The organism is Streptomyces sp. NPDC006174 (assembly GCF_040614075.1).
Taxonomy (GTDB): domain Bacteria; phylum Actinomycetota; class Actinomycetes; order Streptomycetales; family Streptomycetaceae; genus Streptomyces.
The window spans coordinates 306348-326142 of the sequence record NZ_JBEXTJ010000001.1 but is presented as its reverse complement, the minus strand read 5'-3'; the positions used below and the strand labels follow the sequence as shown (position 1 = coordinate 326142).

Below are 19795 nucleotides of genomic sequence, written 5' to 3'. Positions count from 1 at the left end.
CGGGGAGCGCCGCGCGGTCCGCACGGACCCGCGCGGGCATGAGCCGCGCCGCACGTCGGCATTCCCCGAAGCCGCCACATTACTGCGACCGGGTCACGGGGGCCCAACCCGGTCTGTCACAACTCCGTGATAAGGAGAGAAAGTGACTGATTACCTCTCCCCCGACCTCTATCACCGCGCTGCCGACACGCGCTACGACACGATGGAGTACCGCCGCACCGGACGCAGCGGCCTCAAGCTGCCCGCCCTCTCGCTGGGCCTGTGGCACAACTTCGGCGACGACCGGACGCTGGAGTCCCAGCGGGCGATCCTGCGCCGCGCCTTCGATCTCGGGGTGACGCACTTCGACCTGGCGAACAACTACGGCCCGCCGCCCGGCTCGGCCGAGCTGAACTTCGGCAAGCTCTTCGCCCAGGACTTCGCGCCGTACCGGGACGAGCTGGTCCTTTCCACCAAGGCCGGCTATCTGATGCATCCCGGCCCGTACGGCGAGTGGGGCTCGCGGAAGTATCTGCTGTCCTCGCTGGACGCCTCGCTGAAGCGGATGGGCGTGGAGTACGTCGACATCTTCTACTCGCACCGCTTCGACCCGCACACCCCGCTGGAGGAGACGATGGGCGCGCTGGCGTCCGCCGTCCAGCAGGGCAAGGCGCTGTACGTCGGTGTCTCCTCGTACAACGCGGAGCAGACGGCCGAGGCGGCCGGGCTGCTGAAGGAGATGGGCGTCCCGGCCCTGATCCACCAGCCGTCCTACTCCATGATCAACCGCTGGATCGAGGACGACGGCCTCCTCGACACCCTGGAGACGGCCGGTATGGGCTGCATCTCCTTCGTGCCGCTCGCGCAGGGCCTGCTCACCGACAAGTACCTGAAGGGCATCCCTGAGGGCTCGCGCGCGACCCAGGGCAAGTCGCTGGACCCGGGCCTGCTCTCGGACGAGGTCCTGCGCCGGCTGCGCGGCCTGAACGACATCGCGCAGGGCCGCGGCCAGTCGCTCGCCCAGCTGGCCATCGCGTGGGTGCTGCGCGACAGCCGTATGACGTCGGCGCTGATCGGCGCGTCGAGCGTGAAGCAGCTGGAGGAGAACGTGGCGGCGCTGGCCGGACCGGCGCTGACGGCCGCGGAGCTGAAGGAGATCGACACCTTCGCGGTGGACACCGAGGGCACGAACATCTGGGCGGGGCGCGGCTGACAGCGGATCAGGAGAGCTCAGGCAGGTCGCCGGTGGAGCGGCGCCGGGACCTGCCCAGAAAAAACGGGCCGGTCCGTGGGGGGGATACGGACCGGCCCGAGGGGGGGTTTCCACCATAACCCTTCGTAAGTCCTGACGCGCGCCGCGCCGCTCCACAACTACTCTCCGGATTCACCGGACTCCGTAAAGAGCCGGGCGGAGGCGTTCCGGACGCCGCGCGCGGGCCCGGATTCGTCCCCGGTATCGAGGGGCGGCGGAGTGGCGCGGGCTTGACGCCAGGAGGTGTGTGGCGACTCTCCGCGCGATTGCGGACAGGAGTTGTCCTGGTGAGCTTCTAGGTTCGTCCTATGACGAGCCGAGCCCGTGCGACCGTGACCGTGACCTGGCCCGAGGCGAATGCCCGCAGGATGGCCCGCCAGCACCTGTCGGGCCCGGCGCCCGGCGTCTCCGCCGCCGACGCGGTCGGCGCGATGCTCGGTGCGCACGCTCAGGTGCTGTCGGCGGCCGAGCTGTCGGTGGGGCTGCGCGGCGAGGGGCTGACGCGCACGGACGTGCGTACGGCGCTGTGGGCCGACGACCCGGCCCGGCGGATCCTGGTGAAGACGTTCGGGCCGCGCGGCACGGTCCATCTGCTGCCGGTGGCGGACCTGCCGCTGTGGACCGGCGCGCTCTCCGCCGTACCGACGGGTCCGAACCCGTTCCCCAAGGACACCCGGATGACGGCGGGCCAGGTGGAGGAGGTCGTGGCGGCGATCGGCGAGGCGCTGACCGGGACGGAGCTGACGGTCGACGAACTCTCCGAGGAGGTCGTGGCCCGGACCGGGCCGTGGGCCGGGGACCTGGTGATGCCCGGGTTCCAGGCGATGTGGCCGCGCTGGCGGCAGGTCCTGCACCTGGCGGGCCACCGGGGCGCGCTCGCCTACGCGCCGAACCGGGGCCGCCGGGCGACCTACACGAACCCCGGGTACACCCCGTTGCCGGGCGCGGAGGCGCGGGCGGCGCTGGTGGAGCGGTACCTGTACGCGTACGGTCCGGCCGCTCCGGCCCACTTCGCCCGCTGGCTCGCCGCGCCGAAGCGGTGGGCGGACGGGCTGTTCGCCTCGCTGGCGGACTCCGGCGCGATCGAGGAGGTGGCCTTCGAGGAGGCCGGGCCCGCCTGGGTGGTGGCGGGCGACACGGACTTCCCGGCCGAGCCGGTACGAGGAGTGCGCCTGCTCCCGTACTTCGACGCGTTCGCCATCGCCTCGCAGCCCCGCGAGCGGCTCTTTCCCGGCCGGGCGTACGAGCGTGCGCTCGGCGGCGGGCAGGCCGGGAACTACCCGGTGCTGCTGGTGGACGGCACGGTGGCGGGCGTCTGGCACCAGCGCCGCTCGGGCCGGCGGATCGCGGTGACGGTGGAGCCGCTGGAGCCGCTGCCGGCGGCGCGGCTGCGGGCGCTGGAGGACGAGGTGGAGCGGGTGGGGACGGTCATGGAGGGGAGGGCGGAGCTGACGGTGGGAGCGGTGTCGGTGGGGCCGCACGCGTAGGAGACGGGGTGCCCTTCGGTGCGGGTGGGCCCGCTGCGGGCGCCTTCCGCGGACTTTTCAGTGCGGGTGGAAGCGGACCGCCAAGGTGTCTCCCGCCGCGACCACGAAGTCGCCCTGCTCGCAGCGGATGACCGCCTCGTGGACCTCTCCGTTGCCGTCTCTGCGCTCCAGCGTCCCGACGACCGTCCACGCACCCTCGTACGGCACCGGCGGCAGCTGCGTCAGCGGGGCGTGCTGCCACTGGCCGGCCGGTACGCACCAGTCCGGCAGCAGCGGCCAGGTGCCCGGCGTGATGCGTAACGTCCAGTCGGAGGTGCAGGTCAGCAGGACGGACTGGTCCCGGTCGATCACGAACTCCACGGCCTCCGGCTCGCCCGCGCGCCCTTCCGGCCGGTAGAAGACCCCGTGCACGGCGGTGATCCGGGACCCGGTGAGCCAGTCGGCGTTGCCGCTCCGGGTGCGTCCGGCCGGAGCTCCGTACTCTTCCCGCTCCACCGTCATGACCGCTCCTCATCTCCCTCGCCGGGCCTGCTCCCACCGAGTAGGACGACGGCTCGCACGATCGCGTTGCCTGCCGGGCGAGGCTGAACTGGCGTCCGGAGTAAGCAGGTTGACACTTCTTGATACGTCACAGGGGCTTGCGGGCCTCAATCAGGAAGCGCGTGGTGTGGGCGAGGAAGGGCCCCTCCTCCTCGATCTTCCGGTGGAGCGCGGCCAGTTGGGGCCGGTACCGCCCGACGGTGAAGCCGGGCACCATCCAGATCACCTTGCGGAGGAAGTAGACGACCGCGCCGATGTCGAGGAACTCGGTGCGCAACCGCTCCGGCCGCAGATCGACGACCTCCAGACCGGCCGCCTCGGCGGCGGCGCGCGCGTCCTCGGGGTCGCGGCCGTTGCGTACCTCGGGCGGCTGCGGGCCGAGGAAGAACTCGACGAGCTCGAAGACGCTGGCCGGTCCGACCTGCTGCGAGAAGTACGTGCCGCCGGGTGCGAGCACGCGGGCGACCTCCTCCCACCAGGTGGTCACCGGATGCCGGCTGACCACCAGGTCGAAGGCCGCGTCGCCGAAGGGCAGCGGCGGCTCGTCCGCGTCCGCGACGACGACGGCACCGAGAGGGTGCAGGAGCGCGGTGGCGCGGGCGATGTTCGGCGGCCAGGACTCGGTGGCCACGGTGACCGGCGGGAGCTTCGGCGCGGCGGCGAGCACCTCGCCGCCGCCGGTCTGGATGTCGAGCGCGGCCCGCGCCTCACCGAGCCGGTCCGCCATCGCGCGCGCGTATCCCCAGGAGGGCCGCTGCTCGGTGGCCCGGCCCTCCAGCCAGGAGAAGTCCCACCCGTCCACGGAGACGGAGTCCGCCTCGGCGACGAGGGCCTCGAACCGGTCGCGGGAGGCGGCGGAGGCGAAGGACGGGGCGGAGTGAGGGGCCGGACGGGACGGAGGAGGCGGAGGGGACTGTTCGGACATACAGGGATCGTGTCAGGCCGGGGGTGAGTGGCGCGAATGGATTCCGGGCGTACGGATTCCGGGGCGTACGGGTCGTTCACCTGCCGGGCCCGGGGCTCAGGCCGCGAGGGCGCCGAGCAGCACACCGACCAGCGCCCCGGCGATCATGAACGGCCCGAACGGGATGCCGGTCTTCCGGCCCGCGCGACGGAGCAGGACGAGCCCGAGCCCGTACGCCGCGCCGAACAGGAACCCGGCGAACCCGCCGAGGAACAGCACCTCCCAGCCGTACCAGCCGAGGGCCACGCCCAGGGCCAGGGCCAGCTTCACATCGCCGAAGCCCATGCCGTCCGGGTTGATGAGGAAGAGCAGGAGGTAGAAGCCGCCGAGCACGAGCCCGCCGAGGAGCCCGGAGGTCCAGGATCCGGCGTGTCCGGGGAGGAGGGCGGCCGCGCCGAGCAGGAGGACGGCCGCGGCGGCCAGAGGCAGGGTGAGCGGGTCGGGCAGCCGGTGGACGCGGCGGTCGACGGTGGCGAGGAGGACGGCGGGCGGAGCGAGGAGCAGCCACGCGGCGAGCTCGGGCCGGGGCCCCGTGGCGGCGGCGAGCGCGAGGCAGGTGAGGACGGTGATGAGGGGCGCGAGGGTGCCGGGGGCGTAGGAGGCGGGGTGCGGTGGACGGGCGGCGGGGGCCTCGCGTTCGGGTCCGTACGGCGATACGGAGGCGGCGTTTTCGTGTCCGTCCGGCGGTACGGAGGCGTCGCCTTCGTCTCCGTACCGCACGGATGCCTGCGTCCGGGGCACGCAGGACGTGCAGCGCGCCGGGCCCAGCCACCCTCCGAGCCGGCCGGTGAACGCGTGTCCGGCCGGGCACGCGGTGTGCCAGGGCTCCTCGGGGTCGACGGCGAACCGGTACGCGGCGCGCGGGATCAGCAGTCCGGTGACTCCACCCCAGACAGCGGCGACGGCGAGCAGCGCGAGGTCCACACCACGACCCTAATCGGCCGCGCTGACCGGGAGCTTGGGCCCTGGGGCCCAGGCGCGGCCGTTCCGGACCCAGCGGCGTACGCCGGAGGCTACGGTCGGTGCCCATGAGGACGAGGACGTGGCGGGACGGCGACGGGACGTTGACGGTCGGCGGGGACGGCGGGGCCCGGGAGGTGCCGCTGCGGATAGCGGCCTCGTACCGGGCCCGTACCCGGGGGCTGCTCGGGCGGGACGGGATCGACGGGGCGTTGCTGCTCACTCCGGCCGGGAGCGTGCACACGTTCCGGATGCGGTTCGCGATCGATGTGGCGTACCTGGACCGGAACTTCACGGTGCTGGCCGTCCGCACGATGAAGCCCGGCCGCCTCGGCCTGCCGCGCCTGCGGTCCCGCCATGTGGTGGAGGCGGAGGCGGGCGCGATGGAGCGGTGGGGAGTGCGGCCGGGTGTGCGGGTGGAGCTGCGGGCGGTGGGGACGTCATGGGGACGGCCCGGCACCCTTTAGGGCTTTACGGCGGGCCCGCGCCGAGCAGGGTCCAGGCGCCGTAGGCCGCCGACGCGCAGGCGAGTACGGCGATGACGGCGGCCGTACGTCCCGTACCCCGCAGCCGTACGAGGGCGGCGGCGGGCGGGAGGAGCAGCGGGAAGGCGGGCATCATCAGGCGGGGCCGCGAGCCGAAGTACCCGGCGCCGATGAGCGAGATGACGACGATCGCGATTCCGTAGACGAGGAGCGGCAGCGGCTGCCGCTGCCGTACGCAGAGCACCACCAGCCGGCCGAGCAGCCCGAGCGCCGCGCAGAGTCCGAGCGCGGCGGGCAGCGGCAGCCCGGCGATGAAGGCGGCGAGCGCGCGGCCGCCGTCGATGCTGTTGCCCCACTGCGCCTGCACGTCGAAGTACGCGACCGGGCTGCCTTCGCGCACGGCGACGAACACCACGTACGCCAGCCAGCCCAGCGGTGCGAGCGCCACTCCGGCGATCATCCGGGCGTTGCGGCGGAGCACCGGGCCGATGCCGTTCCCGGCGCGGATCTCCCGTACGAGCGTGATGGCGGCGGTGATCGCCAGGGCCGCGATGAGGGCGGCGGCCGAGGGGCGGGTGAGTCCGGCCAGGACGCAGAGCGCGCCCGCCACGAGCCAGCGGCCCTTGAGGACCGCGTACAGCGCCCAGGCGGCGAGTGCGGTGAAGAGCGTCTCCGTGTACGCCATCGACTGGACGAACGCCGTCGGATACACGCCCCAGAGCGCGGCCAGCACCACTCCCGTACGCCGTCCGTACAGCTCCGCCCCCACGGCGAAGATGCCCCACGCGGCGAGCAGCCCGGCCGTCCAGGCGACCAGGAGGCCGGCGCCGCCGAGAGTGAGCGGGGTCACCTCGGCGAGGCCGCGCTCCAGGGCCGGGAGGAGCGGGAAGAAGGCCAGGTCGGAGTGGAGGGCGCCGCCGGGGAGGGTGACGGTGTAGCCGTAGCCGTTCTCCGCGATGCGCTGGTACCAGACGGAGTCCCAGCGCCCGGTGAGCCGCGCCAAGGGGTCCTTGCCGGATACCTCGGCGGCCACCCGGAGGACCAGGAGCCCCAGGGCCCGGACGGCGGCGTAGACCGCGAGCGCGGGCGCGGCGGCCCGGAGCGCGGCGGCCGCCCGGGAGGCGGGGTCGCGGCGGTGCGGGGCGGGGGTGCCGGGCATCCGGGTGCGGAGCTGGTGATCGGACATATTGCCGATTATGTCCTCCGGGGCGGGTGCTCCGGGCCTCGGTGTGGTGGTGCGCGGGGGCCTCTGTGCGTCTGTGCGTCTGTGCGTCGGTACGTCGGCACATGGGCGGCTCGGCGGCTTGGTGGCGTCAGCCGGGCGCCGGGCGGAGAGGAGGGCGGGTGCCGAGAGCGCGGCCGACCAGCGGGGCCACGGTGCGGATCAGCTTCAGCTGGGTGGAGCGTAAGACGCGCACGGTCGTCTCGTCGGACCAGCCGGTCGTGGTGGACCACTCGTAACCGGAACCGACCACGTCACTGGCGAAGGCCAGCTCGGTGGCGAGGAGCGCCCGCGCCCAGTCCATCGGCTCCAGCGCCTCCCGGGCGATCAGGGCGGCCCGGATCCGCAGCAAGCGGTGGTGGAGGTCCTTCGTACCGTCGAAGCCCATGGCGACGGCGAACTCCTCCGTGGAGCGCGCCGGGCCGCACCACTCGATCAGCCCGAGTGGTGGTGATGGCGGAGGGGCGGATCGTGGAACAGGGTCGGCCTGGTGAGTTGTTGGCGCGGGCGGGGGGCCATCTCAAGGAGCTGGTGCGGCGGCAGTTGGCGTGATGGCGGAGGGCCGGCACCGCGATCGCGTCACGGTGCCGGCCCCCTGGCCGTGCGTGTTTCCCGGCAGGGCTCAGGAACCCTCGCCGCGCGGGAAGGAGACCTCCACGCGGCGGTTCTTCTTCCGGCCCTCTTCGTCGCTGTTGCTGGCGATCGGATACTGCTCGCCGTAGCCACGGATCTCGTACGTGATCGTGGGGCCGAGCGCCTTGGAGAGGACTCCGTGCACGGCGTCGGCGCGCTTCTTGGAGAGCACGTCGCCGTGGGCGGAGGAGCCGAGGTTGTCGGTGAAGCCGAAGACGCGGACCTTGGTGGCGTTCTGCTTCCTGATCTCGTCGGCGATGGCGGCGATACGGGCGTTGGCCGCCGAGCTCAGCTTCGCGCTGTCCTTGCCGAAGAGGACTTCGGCCTGGAGCGCGAACTTGATGTCGGCGTTGCTGTCCTCGCGGCGTTCTTCGCCGCCGAGGTCTTCCACTACCTGGACGATGTCGAGGACCTTGCCAGGTGCTAGCGTCCCGCCCTCGGGCATCTTCAGATCAGGGTCGTTCGCATCGATGGGAACGGGGGCCTCGGATGTCGCCTCCGTGCCAGGTGGCACGCTGGGTCCGTCGTCGCCGTAGGAGACGGATGTGCTCAGGACCACGCTGCTCACCACGAGCACGGCAACGGCCATCAGGCGGCCGGCGCTGCGCTTGGTCCCAACACGTCGGGTGGTATCCATGTCCGCAGTCACCCGGAGATCTTGAGTGAGGTAGTAGCGAAAGTCGGCAGGGTGAAGTCGACTTCCGTCGTTTCCTGGGGAGGCGACGGGAACTGCATGAAGACCGAAGCGGAATCGCCCGGTGACAGCGGGACGATCGCTGTCGTACACAGACACCTGCCATCGGTGTCCCGCAGTACGTAGTAGTTTTTCTTGCCTGCCTTGTCCACCAGGGTTGCCCCGGCGACCGAGTTGGGGTTCTTCGCTACGAGCGCGGACTCCTGCCCCACCCAATTGGACGTGTTCTCGGTGGTTTCACCGCCATTCTTGATCACACCTTGAACGGTCACGAACCCACCGGAATCCCGCTTGACCTGGTTGATGAGCAGCGTCAGGCCATTCTGACCGCGTGCCTCCGCGAGCTTGACATCCGGGTCGACGTTATCGCCGGCAGCGGTGTCGTTCTGCCGCTCACCCTTGTCCTCGGGAGAAGAGCTAGCCGGAGCGGACGTACCCGCAGAACCTGTACTCGGCGCGTCGCCGCCGTCGTCACCACCGCAGCCGACAAGGGGCAGGCTGAGGACCGCGGCCATCGCCGCTGCGACCGTCGTCCTTCTGGCTGTCGTGGTCCACCGCATGGTCATGGTCAGAATCCTCTACTCATCGTTCGCTTCACTGTCACTGGTCGACCAACCGGACATCAAAGAGAGTCCTGCTCACGCTCTCCCACGGTGGAGGGCTGGCCGGCGTGATCTCGACGTTTTCGCCGTTCCGGCACGTGAAGGTGAAGAGGTCCAGGACTCCGTCACCGGTGAGGTCCACCGCCTTGGGGTTGGGGCAGCGGAACTCGATGACCGCGGTGGCCTTGGCCACGGCCTTCCTGTTCTCCGAACCGGGGAGAACCGAAGAGTCCACCGTCTTGCGTCCTTGGACCTCGACCGTGACCCGGTCGCGTAGGTATCCGGGGGTCGAGTAGCAGAGCTGCTGATCGGTGCCGTTGGCGTCAGCCAGTCGCTGGGCCTCCTGGCAGGGTGCCACGAAAGACCCGTCGAGGAAGGCGTCCAGCATGTTGGCAGGAAGCGAAGCGAGGAATCCGGTCCCGAAGTCGCTACGTGCCTGCTGAGCAGCGGCCAGCGCGGCGGCGTCAGCCGCGCCTTGGGACTCGTTGCGCAATGCCGAGGCCTTGCCGACAGCGAAGAAGGCCAACGCAAGGAAGAGCAGGCCCGCCACCATCATCACGTAGATGGGAAAGGCCTGCCCTTGCTCCTTGTGCAGGATACGAATCACTTCGCCGTGATCGAGTTCACCAGTCCGCTGATGCGCGCCGAGATCGCCCCGCCGATACCCGTCGCCACGATCGCGCCGATGATCGCCACGACCACCAGAATGATCCCCAGGTACTCGAACGCCGTCTGCCCCCGGTCCTTCGCCGCGTACCGCTTCCGGACGGCGGTGACGGCCGTGTTGGCCCAGCCGTTGACGCGGACGGCGGTCTTCAGGGTGATGTCCGACATGGTGTTCCCCTCCTGGTTCGGCCGGCCGTCTGCCGGCCGACTCGGGCGTTTCCGCGGTGGTGCCTTCGGTACCGGCTTCCTCCTGGCCGGTGCCGTCGGTGACGGGAGAAATATAGAGGGGAACTCCCGCGCGGTCAGAGGGTCCGTGGGCCCATTCCCGGGCCCAAAAGGTCTCCTGGGCCCCCGTGAGTAACGTCCGGTTCACCTTCCGGGCGGTCATGGGTGCCGTCCTGGGTCCCGGGGCGCCGTGCCGAGCCAGCGGGCTATGGCCTCGCTGCGGCTGGTGCTGTGGAGCTTGGTGAAGATGCGGTTGATGTGGTTCTTGACGGTCTTCTCGCTGATGAAGCAGGTGGCGGCGATCTGCTGATTACTCATTCCGGACGCAATCAGCTCCATGACCTCCACCTCCCTCGAACTCAGCCCGTACTGCTGCCTGTTGGGGGATGAGACCGGCCCCCCGGTTACAGAAGACTGTCCCACAACAGGTTGCAGTTGCGAAAGACTTTCGGAATGTTCGCGCTGTCGTGAGGGCTCGTGGACGAAAGCGGGAACAGGCGTCTGCGCGGGCGCCGTTGTGAGTGCCGCGCCCAGGCCGTCCGGCAGCGGGGCCCGCTCCGGGGCCGTGCCGTGGCGCATGTGGGCCAGCAGCGCGTCGGCGGCCGTGGCGGTGAAGTTGGCGCGGCCGTTCCTCGTGTCCCGTACCGCCTGCACCAGCTGGTCCGCCGTGAACTCGCCGTGCACCAGATAGCCTCCGGCGCCGAGGCGCAGCGCCTCGTGCACGATCTCGCTCTCGCGGCTGTACGTCAGCATGAGGACCGGCGCGATGCCCACCAGGTGCGGCAGCGCCGAGATGCCGTCCACGCCGGGCATGCGGACGTCCAGCAGGACCACGTCCGGGCGGTGGTGGAGCGTCTTCTCGTACGCCTCGCGGCCGTCCGCCGCCTCCGCGACGACCTGGATGTCGGCCCGGCCCGAGAGCAGGACGCCCAGGCCCGCGCGGACCACCGGGTTGTCGTCGGCCACCACCACCCGGAGCCGGGCCGTGGCGGGAGCGGGCGGCAGGGCTGGGGGAACGGTCGCGGGGTGCGGGGGGCCTGGTTCGGAGACGTCGTCCGGCATCGTGCGGCCTCCTCTCGGGGTCGGGGAATCAGGGGTCGGTGGTCAGAGGGGTCAGACGGGTCATGGGGATGACATGTGGGCGGCGGGGACAGAGGTGGGTCCGGCAGGTACCGGGGCCGACGGCGCGAACGGCGGCGGCAGCGAAGGCACCAGCGCCGCCAGCGGGAGCTCCACCCGTACCTCCGTCCCCCGCTCCGCCTTGCCCCGGCCGATCCGGATCCGGGCCCCGATCGACGCCGCCCGCTCCACCATGCCGACCAGGCCGAAGTGGCCCGCCAGGTGCAGGCCCTCCAGTGTGGTTCCGGCGGGCAGGCCGCGGCCGTCGTCGTACACGCTCATCCGCAGCACATCGCCCTTCACCCCGGCCAGGACGACCAGGTACGTGGGGCCCGCGTGGCGGTGCGCGTTCTCCAGTGCCTCCGAGGCGACCGTGAGGAGCTGGCGGGCCACCGCGTGCGGGACCGGTGGCACCGGGGTCTCCTCGGACAGCCGGCGGAACGTGGCCGTCACCGGGTGGCGGGCGGTGAAGTCCGCTGCCTGGGCCGCCAGTTCCGTCACCAGGTCCACGCCGCCCTCCAGGCCCTGTTCGCGCCGCAGGTCCGTGAGCAGCTCGCGCGCCTCAGCGGCGGCTCGGCGCGCGGCCCGGGCGACGAGCTCCGCCTGGTGGCGTACCGTCGGCGGGTCCGTCCGGTCGGCCGAGCACGCCAGGCCGTCGGCGGCCAGCGCCAGGCCGTGCAGGGTCTTGGCCACCGAGTCGTGCATCTCCCGCGCCAGGCGCGTGCGTTCGCCTTCCACCGCCTCGTTCACCGCCAGCCGCGCCCTGGTCTCGGTGAGCGCCTGCGTGGCCGCGCCGAAGCGGAGGAGCAGGTTGCGCAGAGTGACGCCGACCGCTCCGGCGATCACGCAGAAGCCGGGCAGCAGCAACGCCGTCGCGCCGCCCGCCTCCAGCTTCGGGACGCTCGCGTACACGCCGAAGACGATCACCACCTGGAGCGCCGCGAAGACCGCCGCGCCGCGCCAGCCCTGGACCAGGCCCGCCAGGAGCGGGGTGCAGACGGTGACGTACGCGAGGGTCGACTCGGGTGTCGCGGTGATCAGCAGGAGCGAGCCGAAGGCCATGTCGACGGCGAGGAGCCACGGGTGGCGCAGGAGGACGGGGCCGAAGCGTTCCCAGTCACGGAAGAGGACGTACGAGCCCATGAAGGTGACCAGGATGGCCGAGCCGATGAACCAGGTGGGAAGGCCGGGTGCGGTGTGGCCGATGGCGTACGGGGTCGCGATCGCGATCATCGCCAGCCGGAAGCCGAAGACCTGGCGGCACATCGCCTGGAGCGCGTTGACCTGGATGGCGAAGGCCGGGGCCGCCGGAGTACCGGCGTGGGCCCGGGTCAGGTCGGCGGTCAGGCCGGGATGGGATCCGCTCAGTTGATAGGCCATGTTCCTGTCACCTCCGCCTCGTTCCCCGTAAGGCTCCGCTGTCCCCGTCGTCCCCTTCCCGTACGCCGTTCATGTCAGCCGCCCGAGAGAAACGAGAAGTCGACGTCGGCTCCGTACACGAACCCGACCGTGAGGAGAACGAGCGTGCCGGGCAGCAGGAACGTCGTGACCGCGAACGTCGCCTTCGGGACCGCCTTGGCCGCCTTGCGGCGGGCGTTCTGCGCGTCGGTGCGGCGCATGTCGTTGGCGATCTGGATGAGCGTCTCGACGATCGGAGCGCCGAGCTCCTCACCTTGCTGGAGCGTGGTGACGAACATCGCGACCTGCTCCGAGTCGTTGCGTCTGCGCAGTTCCTCGAAGGCCTGGCGGCGGCTGACGCCCATGTCCATCTGGCGCAGGGTGATGCGGAGTTCGTCGGACCACGGGCCCTCGTACTTCTCCGCCACCCGGTCCAGCGCCTGCCGGAAGCCGAGGCCGGCGGAGACGACGACGGCGAGGACGTCGAGGAAGTCCGGCAGCGTGCGCTCGATGTGCTCGCGGCGGACCCGGATCGCCGACCAGATGCCCGCCTCCACCCAGAACAGGCCGAACGCGATCATGAGGAGAGCCAGGAAGAGCTGGCCGCGCAGGAGCATGGAGAAGGCGCCGAGGAGGCCGAGCGCGCCGTAGACGGCGCGGCGGGCCGCGTAACGGTCGATGGTGAGGCCGCCCGGGTTTCCGGCCAGGTCGATCTGGCGGCGCTTCTTGTTGACCGCCTTCGGGCCCATCATCCGCAGCACCATCGGGGCCCAGCGGATGCCGAGCCGGTCGATGCCGGAGCCGACCGCGCTCGTGCGCGAGGAGCCGGATTCCAGCGCGATGGCGAGGTCGCCGGGAAGTTTGGCGTCGGCCCGGTACATCCGGATGCCGTGGATGGCCCCGTAGACGGCGAGGCCGACGACCAGGGCGAGCAGCAGATCCATGTCCGTACCTCTTCTTCCTGGTCTCAGACGTCGATGCGGGAGAGGCGGCGGATGACCACGAACCCGACCGCGTACAGGGCGAGGGCCACGACCACCGCGGCCTGGCCGATGAAGGCGCCGGTCATCCGGTCCAGCGCTCCCGGCATGACCGCGTTCATCAGGAGCATCGCGCCGATGCCGAAGACCGGTACGGCGTAGGCGGTGACGGTCACCTGCGAGAGCTGGGTCTTGACCTCCCGGCGGGTCTCCTTGCGCTCCTCCAGCGTCTCGGTGAGGTTGCGCAGCGAGCTGACGACCGTACCGCCGGCCCGGTTGGAGAGGACCAACGTCGTCACCAGGACGACGAGTTCTCGGGACGGCAGTCGGTCGGTCAGTTCGCTCAGCGCCTCATCCAGCGATTCGCCCACCGCCAACCGCCGTGCCACGCGCGCCAGTTCCTCGCCTGCCGGGTCCTCCAGCTCCTCGGCGGCCATGGAGAGCGCGGTGCGCAGGGCCAGGCCCGCCTGAGTGGCGTTGGCCAGGATGCGGGAGAGCTCCGGGAGTTGGTTGATGAACTTCTCGGTGCGCTTGATCCGCTGCCAGTTGAGGAACGCGTTGGTGCCCCAGAGACCGATCAGCGCGGCAACCGGGCCGAAGAAGGTGGCAAGCACGGAGGAGGCGATCATCCACAGCCCGGCCATCGCGAGGAGCGCGTAGACGAAGAACTCTCCGGGCGTGAGCTCCATGCCGGTCGCCGCGAGTTTCAGCTCCAGCCTCCGGCCGAGCGCGGTGGCCCGCAGCCGCCGGTCCAGGTTCCGGAACCGGCGCCGGCGGCCGGTCTCGGGGACCTGGCCGACGTACGAGAGCCGCTCGACGAGCGCGTCGCGGTCGGCCTTGCCGCCGGAGTAGGCGTACAGGCCCATCACGCCGAGCACACAGGCGATCAGCGTGACGCCGACGGTGAGCAGAGGGAGGTTGACGTTGTCCATGCGCGGTACCTAGTTGGCCTCTCGGGTGGCGAGCTGTTCGGCGCTCTGCGCGATGCCGAACGCCTGCGGGATCGGCTGGCTCGCCATGTAGAGGCGGTCGGCGACCCTGCGAGGCAGCGGCAGGTACTGGAAGCGGCCGTGGATCCGGCCGTCGGAGGCCATCGGCTGCCCGTTGAAGCGGGCCACCGTGACGATCCGGTACGGGTCGCGGCCGTGCGAGTCGAGCACCGCGATCTCGGTGATCTTCCTGGTGCCGTCGGCGTGCCGGGTGAGCTGGACGATCACGTCGACGGCGCTGTTGATCTGGTCGTGCAGCGCCTCGAACGGGATCTCCACCTCGGACATCGAAGCCAGGGTCTGGAGCCTCATCAGCGCGTCCTCGGCGTTGTTGGCGTGGACGGTGGCGAGCGAGCCGTCGTGGCCGGTGGACATCGCCTGGAGCATGTCGAGCGACTCACCGCCACGGACCTCACCGACGACGATGCGGTCGGGCCGCATACGCAGCGAGTTGCGGACCAGGTCGCGGATGGTGATCTGGCCCTTGCCCTCGACGTTGGCCGGCCGGGACTCCAGCCGGATCACATGGCTCTGCTGGAGCTGGAGTTCGGCGGAGTCCTCGATGGTCACGATGCGCTCGGTGTTCGGGATGAGGCCGGAGAGCGCGTTGAGGAGCGTCGTCTTGCCGGTGCCGGTGGCGCCCGAGACGATGATGTTGAACTTGGCCTGGACGAGACCGGCCAGCAGGATCAGCATCTGCTCGTCCAGCGAGCCGAAGCCGATCATCTCCTGGAGGGTGAAGGAGCGCGGGAAGCGGCGGATGGTGAGCGTGGCACCGGTCAGCGAGAGCGGCGGGATGATCACGTTGACACGTTCGCCGCTCGGCAGCCGTGCGTCGACCATCGGATTCGACTCGTCCACACGGCGGTTGACGGTCGACACGATGCGCTCGATGGTTTGCATCAGCTGCTCGTGCGAGCCGAAGCGCAGCGGCAGTTGCTCGACCTTGCCGCTGCGCTCGACGAAGATCTGGTCCGGGCCGTTCACCATGATCTCGGTGATCGACGCGTCCTCCAGGAGCGGTTCCAGGATGCCGAGGCCGAGCGCCTCGTCCACGACGCGCCGGATCAGCTGCGAGCGCTCGACGGTGGAGAGGACCGGGCCCTCACGGCTGATGATGTGGCCGAGTACGCGCTCCAGCCGGGCCCGCCGGTCGGCGGCGGCCAGCGAGGACATCTCCGCGAGGTCGATCTCCTCCAGCAGCTTGGCCCGGTAGGTGGCCACCAGGTGGCCGTCCTCCCGACCGCTGCCCTGCTCGTCCGGGGCGGTCATGCGTGCCCGCAGGCTCATCGGCGTAACTCTCCTCGGTGTGACGGGTGGTGCGGGGCCGGGTCGGCGTGGGCCGTGCGTGGCGCTACTCGCGCGGCATCGTGGCGCTCCGGGTCGCCACCCAGCCGTCCAGGCCGGGGACGACGGACGGGACCTTGACCTTGACCGTGGCGGTGATGTCCTCGCCGCCGCTCTGGCTGTACCCGAACCCGTCGCCGCTCAGCCAGCCGCTCACCGAGCCGCGGGCCACGGACTCCGGGTCCCCGTGGGCGTCGTAGCTGGCCGCCGTACGGGCTCCGGCGCGGGCGGCCGTGCCCGCCTGGTTGGCGGCGTACGCGGCGAGGCCGAGCTGGAGGGCGCCCATGGCGACGAGGAGCAGGAGCGGCAGGAAGCCGAGGTACTCCAGGGCGACCTGGCCGCGGTCCCGGCGGGTGTTCGGCGATGCGTTCACGGTTGCCGTCATCACTCAGTCCTCCCTCGGCGATCCGGCTTCACCGGTGATGGGGATGTCCAGGTCGAACAGGCCCGGCACCAGCACCGGGACCTTGAGCCGCACCTCGGCCTCGTACAGGTCCGAGCCCGTGCCGCAGCTCACTTGGGCCGTGCCCGACCAGGCGTCGGGCAGATCCTTCATCGCGCCCGCCCGGCAGGCCGCATCGGCCCCGTACTCCGCGCCGCTCCCCTTGCGCGCGCCCACGTCCGCCGCGTTGCCCGCGAGGCTGAAGGTGTAGCCGATCAGTGCGCACTCCCAGAGCACGAGCATGATCAGGATGATGAAGGGGGTCATGCCGAGGAACTCGATCGCGGTCTGGCCGCGGTCGTTCCGTCGGAACTGCCGGATCCGACCGCGGTCAGCCTCCCGCCGCTGCCAGGGTCGCCAGGGCCTCCTTATGGAGCCGCGAGCCGTCCTTCCGGTCGTCGTCGTCATCGCTCAACGTGTCCCCTCAGCGTCGGCGGGCCCGCCGCGCCGGCGGCGCGGGCGTCCGATCGAGCCCCGGTCGTTCTTGAAGGTGCCGCTGTTCCTCCTGGCCAGAACGCCGCCGGACTTCTTGGCGGTCGCGCTCGGCTTGACGATGCCCAGCTCTCCGGCCAGGCCCCACAGAGCCTGCTTGACCGTGCTCCTGACGTCCAGTTCGTGCAGGCGCCCGGAGTCGACGGCGGCCTGGAGCTCCTTGAAGTTGGCGGGGACCGCGGCGGAGGCGACCCGGGTGCCGGTGATCTTCTGGATCAGAGGTGGCTGGATCTCGGTGTTGCGGGTGAAGCGGTTGACCAGGGTGACGGTCTCCTCGGCCTTGCGGATCTGGAGCCGTTCCCACATCCGTACGATGCGTTTCGCGCCGCGCACCGCGACCACGTCCGGGGTCGTCACCAGCAGGGCCGTGTCCGCCATCTCGATGGCCGCCGCGTTGGCGCCGTTCATCTGGCCGCCGCAGTCGATGACCACGATCTCGTACCGCGAGCGGAGCGCGCTGACGATCTGGCGCGCCGAGCGGTCGCTGACCTCCTCGCCGCGTTCGCCTTCGCCGGGAGCCAGGAGGAGGGCGAGGCCGGTGGAGTGCGAGAAGACGGCGTCGGCGAGGACGCGCGGCGAGATGTCGGTGATCAGCGCCAGGTCGACGAGCGAGCGGCGGAACTGTACGTCGAGGAAGGAGGCGATGTCGCCGGTCTGGAGGTCCATGTCGACCAGCGCGACGGTGTGGCCGGACGCCTGAGCGGCCAGGGCGAGTTGGATGGCGGTGACGGTGGCGCCGACGCCGCCCTTGGCGCCGGTGACCGTGACGACGGTGCCGCCGGGTCCGGTGAAGACGTCGCCGGCGGAGGAGAGGTGGCGGCGTACGCCGGTCGACCACTGGGCCGCCGCCTGGACCCGGTTGGCGAGTTCCTCGTACCCCACGGGCAGCGTGACCAGGCCGCGGGCGCCGGAGTCCATCGCGTCGGCGAAGAGGTGCGGGCCGGCGTCCGTGGTGATCATGACGACCCCGACGGACGGGAACCGCAGGGACACCTCCCGGATCAGCTCCAGCGCCGGGACCGGGCCGATCCGCTCGTGCACCAGCACCACTTCGGGCAGCTCGTCCAGCGCCTCGCCGGCCAGGCGCGCCAACGTGTCGATCAGCTGCGTGGAGTCGGTGACCGGGGCCGCGGGTTCGGCGTCGGGCAGCTGGCTGAGCAGAGTGGTGAGGGAGCGGGCCGCGTCCGGGTCGGCCACGGCCGGGAGGATTCTGGTGGTCATCCGGTCCCTCACTTGTCCTTGTCGAGCGTGTAGGTGCGGTCGCCCGGGCGGATGGTGCCGTCGCTGCCGGGGGCGACGAGTGCGAGACGTACGTGCTCCGCGAAGGACTCGGCGTAGGCGATGCGCTGGGTGTCCAGCGTGTTGAGCGCGAAGGTGATCGGCACGGCCTCGGTCATCTGGGTGCGCCGGTCGTCACCGCTCGGGTTGAGCGCGGTGAGCTTGCCGACCTCCAGCACCTTGGCGTTGGAGACGATGACCTTGGACTGGGCCGGAGTGGCGTTCTCCTGCTGCTGCTCGCCGGCGAAGGTGGCGTAGATGTTGACGGTGGCGCCCGGTGTGATCTTGCCGGCGACGCCGGTGGCGGCGTCGATCAAAATGGCGATCTCCTGCTCTCCGGCGCGGAGTTCGGGTTTGCGCACCATCATGTCCGACTGGAGGAGCGAGCCGCCGCGCAGCTCGGTGACGGCGATCTTGCCTTCGACCTCCCGCAGGTCGGTGACGGCGTTCTCCGAGAGCCAGCGCTTGGGCATCGTGATCTTCTCGAACTGACCGCTGTTCAGGGCCGTATAGGGAGCCACATCGGATTTCAGCTGGTAGGCGGTGACCTCGGGACCGACCTTGGAGTTCACATCGCTGATCACCGAGAGGACGCCGGCGAAGGCACCGAAGGCACACAGGACCGACAGGAGCAGGAGTATCACGCCGCGGCGCTGGCGGGAGTTCATGGGCCGGACAACCTCGTTCGAATCGGATGCGTGGGCAGCGGACGGAGAGGGAGGCCCGGTGAGGCGGTACGGGCCCGTGGGCCGGGTGCCTGGGCCGGGCGGGCCTAGGGGCCGGAGGGCTTGCCTGCCTCCAACTGGAGGACACCGGTGGACGGCGTGCGGTTCTCGGGTGCGGCGAGCGGTGCGGAACAGAAGGCGCAGCGGTCACCGATGAGTTCCATGGCGCACCAGTGGCATCTCTCCCGGCGGACGGAGGCGACCAGTTGGTACAGCACGGAGATGTCCGGGAGGTGGGCGGCGAACTCCACCAGCTTTCCCGTGCCCCACCAGCGCGGCGAGTCGGCGGGAACAGGCGTCTCGTGGACGGCCTGGACCTGCCAGGCGGGCGCGAGGGTCTCCTGCACCCAGTCCGACGTCAACTGCCCTCGCGCGATCAGGAGATGCGTACGGAATTCCGGTCCGGCCAGCGGTTCGGCGTCCGGGCCGACCTTGATGAGCTGCGGTTCGGGGCCGGCGAGCACGGCGAACTGGGAGCCGGGGACCCAGGACCTGGCGTGGCTCTTGAGGCTGACCGGGACCCGGTCGAGCCTGGCGACGGAGTTGAGCAGGGCGCCGGCGTAGATGTAGTGGGACAGCAGCCGGGCGGCGGAGGCGACGACGCCGGGGCTGAAGTCGCAGATGGACAACTGCCGCAGCTGGCGCACGAGTACGGCGACGCCGAGCGGCGGCAGGTCGACCTCGACCAGCGCGATCCGGTCGCTCTCCAGGACCGAGCGCATGGAGTGGAGCCGTCTGACGTGTTCGGGCCGGATGCCGGACGGATAGAGGGCGATCACATATCCGTGCTGTTCGAGCAGGAGATGCATGTCGCCGATCGCCAGCTCCAGGGCCTGGGCTTCGGGGGCCTGGAGCAGGGCCGCGGTCGGTGTCTGCTGATCGGTGGGCGGCAGCACCAGATCTGCACTCGTCACTGCTATCGCGGTCGGCACGCTCTTCCCCGTTCGGCTCCGGCCGCCGTCGAGACGTCGGCCGCAATCGCTCCTGCTCCGTGCTCCTGTCTCAGCACTTTAGCCACGTCTCATCAGGCAGAGAACAGTTATCGGAGACCTGTGCGTCATCATGCGAACACCGTTCGTACGGAGGTCGGGTGCTAAACGGGACGAAATCGATTCCGGTCAACTCCGCCGTCCTTGCGGAGCGTTACCGAACCCGCCATCCAGAATCCGGTCAGGCTTCCATTCCCGCACGTCAGGACGGACAGGGGCGCGTTCCGGACCGTTTCGGCGGGTGGTTCTCGTCACGGTACGGAGACCTTCGGCAAGATCACCCTTGTGGGTAGCGAAGCGCGGACGCCGGGTCACCGTCCGGCAAAG

At 70.8% G+C, this 19795-nt stretch carries 22 protein-coding genes; 3 read left to right on the top strand and 19 right to left on the bottom strand.

The annotated features are described in order from the left end of the window. Positions 1 to 142: 142 nt before the first annotated feature. Both mgrA and ABZ267_RS01510 read left to right on the top strand, forming a co-directional pair. Positions 143 to 1192, top strand: coding sequence for an L-glyceraldehyde 3-phosphate reductase (mgrA, locus tag ABZ267_RS01515; protein ID WP_356747015.1), 1050 nt, complete (start codon positions 143 to 145; stop codon positions 1190 to 1192). 347 nt (positions 1193 to 1539) lie between these two features. Beyond that, on the top strand, positions 1540 to 2718 hold the full coding sequence (locus ABZ267_RS01510) for a winged helix DNA-binding domain-containing protein (protein WP_356747017.1): 1179 nt from the start codon (positions 1540 to 1542) through the stop codon (positions 2716 to 2718). A gap of 57 nt (positions 2719 to 2775) precedes the next feature. On the opposite strand, the gene ABZ267_RS01505 is transcribed toward ABZ267_RS01510, so the two are convergent. The 3 genes from ABZ267_RS01505 to ABZ267_RS01495 all read right to left on the bottom strand — a co-directional run bounded on the left by ABZ267_RS01505 (position 2776) and on the right by ABZ267_RS01495 (position 5146). Continuing rightward, the gene (locus ABZ267_RS01505; protein ID WP_356747019.1) at positions 2776 to 3219 is read right to left on the bottom strand and encodes a hypothetical protein; all 444 of its coding nucleotides are present in this window, start codon (positions 3217 to 3219) and stop codon (positions 2776 to 2778) included. 127 nt (positions 3220 to 3346) lie between these two features. After that, positions 3347 to 4183, bottom strand: coding sequence for a class I SAM-dependent methyltransferase (locus tag ABZ267_RS01500; protein WP_356747021.1), 837 nt, complete (start codon positions 4181 to 4183; stop codon positions 3347 to 3349). A gap of 96 nt (positions 4184 to 4279) precedes the next feature. Beyond that, positions 4280 to 5146 (bottom strand): A24 family peptidase, encoded by an 867-nt coding sequence (locus ABZ267_RS01495; RefSeq protein ID WP_356747022.1) that lies wholly within the window; start codon positions 5144 to 5146, stop codon positions 4280 to 4282. A 104-nt stretch (positions 5147 to 5250) separates the two neighbouring features. Here ABZ267_RS01495 and ABZ267_RS01490 point away from each other — a divergent pair, with 104 nt between their 5' ends. Further along, positions 5251 to 5649 carry a DUF192 domain-containing protein gene (locus tag ABZ267_RS01490; protein WP_356747024.1) on the top strand — a complete coding sequence of 133 codons (399 nt, stop codon included), beginning with the start codon at positions 5251 to 5253 and terminating at the stop codon, positions 5647 to 5649. 4 nt (positions 5650 to 5653) lie between these two features. On the opposite strand, the gene ABZ267_RS01485 is transcribed toward ABZ267_RS01490, so the two are convergent. The 16 genes from ABZ267_RS01485 to ABZ267_RS01410 form a co-directional block, all read right to left on the bottom strand. Beyond that, positions 5654 to 6853 carry a hypothetical protein gene (locus ABZ267_RS01485; RefSeq protein WP_356747026.1) on the bottom strand — a complete coding sequence of 400 codons (1200 nt, stop codon included), beginning with the start codon at positions 6851 to 6853 and terminating at the stop codon, positions 5654 to 5656. A gap of 127 nt (positions 6854 to 6980) precedes the next feature. Beyond that, positions 6981 to 7277, bottom strand: coding sequence for a hypothetical protein (locus ABZ267_RS01480; protein ID WP_356747028.1), 297 nt, complete (start codon positions 7275 to 7277; stop codon positions 6981 to 6983). Between the two features lie 234 nt (positions 7278 to 7511). After that, the gene (locus ABZ267_RS01475) at positions 7512 to 8159 is read right to left on the bottom strand and encodes an OmpA family protein (protein ID WP_356747030.1); all 648 of its coding nucleotides are present in this window, start codon (positions 8157 to 8159) and stop codon (positions 7512 to 7514) included. Between the two features lie 8 nt (positions 8160 to 8167). Beyond that, the gene (locus ABZ267_RS01470) at positions 8168 to 8782 is read right to left on the bottom strand and encodes a hypothetical protein (RefSeq protein ID WP_356747032.1); all 615 of its coding nucleotides are present in this window, start codon (positions 8780 to 8782) and stop codon (positions 8168 to 8170) included. A gap of 34 nt (positions 8783 to 8816) precedes the next feature. Further along, on the bottom strand, positions 8817 to 9425 hold the full coding sequence (locus ABZ267_RS01465) for a pilus assembly protein TadG-related protein (RefSeq protein WP_356747034.1): 609 nt from the start codon (positions 9423 to 9425) through the stop codon (positions 8817 to 8819). Beyond that, positions 9422 to 9652 carry a hypothetical protein gene (locus tag ABZ267_RS01460; RefSeq protein WP_356747036.1) on the bottom strand — a complete coding sequence of 77 codons (231 nt, stop codon included), beginning with the start codon at positions 9650 to 9652 and terminating at the stop codon, positions 9422 to 9424. Before ABZ267_RS01460 ends, ABZ267_RS01465 begins: the two co-directional genes overlap by 4 nt. Before the next feature lie 216 nt (positions 9653 to 9868). Beyond that, positions 9869 to 10771 (bottom strand): response regulator transcription factor, encoded by a 903-nt coding sequence (locus ABZ267_RS01455; RefSeq protein ID WP_356747038.1) that lies wholly within the window; start codon positions 10769 to 10771, stop codon positions 9869 to 9871. 60 nt (positions 10772 to 10831) lie between these two features. Further along, positions 10832 to 12208: a histidine kinase gene (locus ABZ267_RS01450; RefSeq protein ID WP_356747040.1), complete on the bottom strand. Its 1377-nt coding sequence runs from the start codon at positions 12206 to 12208 to the stop codon at positions 10832 to 10834. A gap of 74 nt (positions 12209 to 12282) precedes the next feature. Next, positions 12283 to 13170 (bottom strand): DUF5936 domain-containing protein, encoded by an 888-nt coding sequence (locus ABZ267_RS01445; RefSeq protein ID WP_356747042.1) that lies wholly within the window; start codon positions 13168 to 13170, stop codon positions 12283 to 12285. 23 nt (positions 13171 to 13193) lie between these two features. Next, on the bottom strand, positions 13194 to 14138 hold the full coding sequence (locus tag ABZ267_RS01440; RefSeq protein ID WP_356747044.1) for a type II secretion system F family protein: 945 nt from the start codon (positions 14136 to 14138) through the stop codon (positions 13194 to 13196). 9 nt (positions 14139 to 14147) lie between these two features. After that, positions 14148 to 15485, bottom strand: coding sequence for a CpaF family protein (locus ABZ267_RS01435; protein ID WP_356747046.1), 1338 nt, complete (start codon positions 15483 to 15485; stop codon positions 14148 to 14150). Positions 15486 to 15549: 64 nt separating this feature from the next. Continuing rightward, positions 15550 to 15927, bottom strand: coding sequence for a TadE/TadG family type IV pilus assembly protein (locus ABZ267_RS01430; RefSeq protein ID WP_356747047.1), 378 nt, complete (start codon positions 15925 to 15927; stop codon positions 15550 to 15552). Between the two features lie 3 nt (positions 15928 to 15930). Further along, positions 15931 to 16392 carry a TadE family protein gene (locus ABZ267_RS01425; RefSeq protein ID WP_356747049.1) on the bottom strand — a complete coding sequence of 154 codons (462 nt, stop codon included), beginning with the start codon at positions 16390 to 16392 and terminating at the stop codon, positions 15931 to 15933. A 3-nt stretch (positions 16393 to 16395) separates the two neighbouring features. Then, entirely contained in the window at positions 16396 to 17697 is a 1302-nt protein-coding gene (locus ABZ267_RS01420; RefSeq protein WP_356747051.1) for an AAA family ATPase, read from the bottom strand. A gap of 8 nt (positions 17698 to 17705) precedes the next feature. Continuing rightward, the gene (gene cpaB / locus ABZ267_RS01415; RefSeq protein ID WP_356747052.1) at positions 17706 to 18422 is read right to left on the bottom strand and encodes a Flp pilus assembly protein CpaB; all 717 of its coding nucleotides are present in this window, start codon (positions 18420 to 18422) and stop codon (positions 17706 to 17708) included. 104 nt (positions 18423 to 18526) lie between these two features. Further along, complete coding sequence (locus ABZ267_RS01410; RefSeq protein WP_356747054.1) at positions 18527 to 19393, bottom strand: hypothetical protein; 867 nt, start codon at positions 19391 to 19393, stop codon at positions 18527 to 18529. Positions 19394 to 19795 lie beyond the last annotated feature (402 nt).

Excerpts from the sequence above, each read along its gene's own strand:
- ABZ267_RS01425 (WP_356747049.1), bottom strand. The coding sequence starts at position 16,392 with ATGACGACGACGACCGGAAGGACGGCTCGCGGCTCCATAAGGAGGCCC.
- ABZ267_RS01440 (WP_356747044.1), bottom strand. The coding sequence starts at position 14,138 with ATGGACAACGTCAACCTCCCTCTGCTCACCGTCGGCGTCACGCTGATC.
- ABZ267_RS01430 (WP_356747047.1), bottom strand. The coding sequence starts at position 15,927 with ATGACGGCAACCGTGAACGCATCGCCGAACACCCGCCGGGACCGCGGC.
- ABZ267_RS01450 (WP_356747040.1), bottom strand. The coding sequence starts at position 12,208 with ATGGCCTATCAACTGAGCGGATCCCATCCCGGCCTGACCGCCGACCTG.
- ABZ267_RS01420 (WP_356747051.1), bottom strand. The coding sequence starts at position 17,697 with ATGACCACCAGAATCCTCCCGGCCGTGGCCGACCCGGACGCGGCCCGC.
- ABZ267_RS01470 (WP_356747032.1), bottom strand. The coding sequence starts at position 8,782 with ATGACCATGCGGTGGACCACGACAGCCAGAAGGACGACGGTCGCAGCG.
- ABZ267_RS01480 (WP_356747028.1), bottom strand. The coding sequence starts at position 7,277 with ATGGGCTTCGACGGTACGAAGGACCTCCACCACCGCTTGCTGCGGATC.
- ABZ267_RS01500 (WP_356747021.1), bottom strand. The coding sequence starts at position 4,183 with ATGTCCGAACAGTCCCCTCCGCCTCCTCCGTCCCGTCCGGCCCCTCAC.
- ABZ267_RS01460 (WP_356747036.1), bottom strand. The coding sequence starts at position 9,652 with ATGTCGGACATCACCCTGAAGACCGCCGTCCGCGTCAACGGCTGGGCC.
- ABZ267_RS01435 (WP_356747046.1), bottom strand. The coding sequence starts at position 15,485 with ATGAGCCTGCGGGCACGCATGACCGCCCCGGACGAGCAGGGCAGCGGT.
- ABZ267_RS01510 (WP_356747017.1), top strand. The coding sequence starts at position 1,540 with ATGACGAGCCGAGCCCGTGCGACCGTGACCGTGACCTGGCCCGAGGCG.
- ABZ267_RS01475 (WP_356747030.1), bottom strand. The coding sequence starts at position 8,159 with ATGGATACCACCCGACGTGTTGGGACCAAGCGCAGCGCCGGCCGCCTG.
- ABZ267_RS01490 (WP_356747024.1), top strand. The coding sequence starts at position 5,251 with ATGAGGACGAGGACGTGGCGGGACGGCGACGGGACGTTGACGGTCGGC.
- cpaB (WP_356747052.1), bottom strand. The coding sequence starts at position 18,422 with ATGAACTCCCGCCAGCGCCGCGGCGTGATACTCCTGCTCCTGTCGGTC.
- ABZ267_RS01445 (WP_356747042.1), bottom strand. The coding sequence starts at position 13,170 with ATGGATCTGCTGCTCGCCCTGGTCGTCGGCCTCGCCGTCTACGGGGCC.
- ABZ267_RS01505 (WP_356747019.1), bottom strand. The coding sequence starts at position 3,219 with ATGACGGTGGAGCGGGAAGAGTACGGAGCTCCGGCCGGACGCACCCGG.
- ABZ267_RS01485 (WP_356747026.1), bottom strand. The coding sequence starts at position 6,853 with ATGTCCGATCACCAGCTCCGCACCCGGATGCCCGGCACCCCCGCCCCG.
- ABZ267_RS01455 (WP_356747038.1), bottom strand. The coding sequence starts at position 10,771 with ATGCCGGACGACGTCTCCGAACCAGGCCCCCCGCACCCCGCGACCGTT.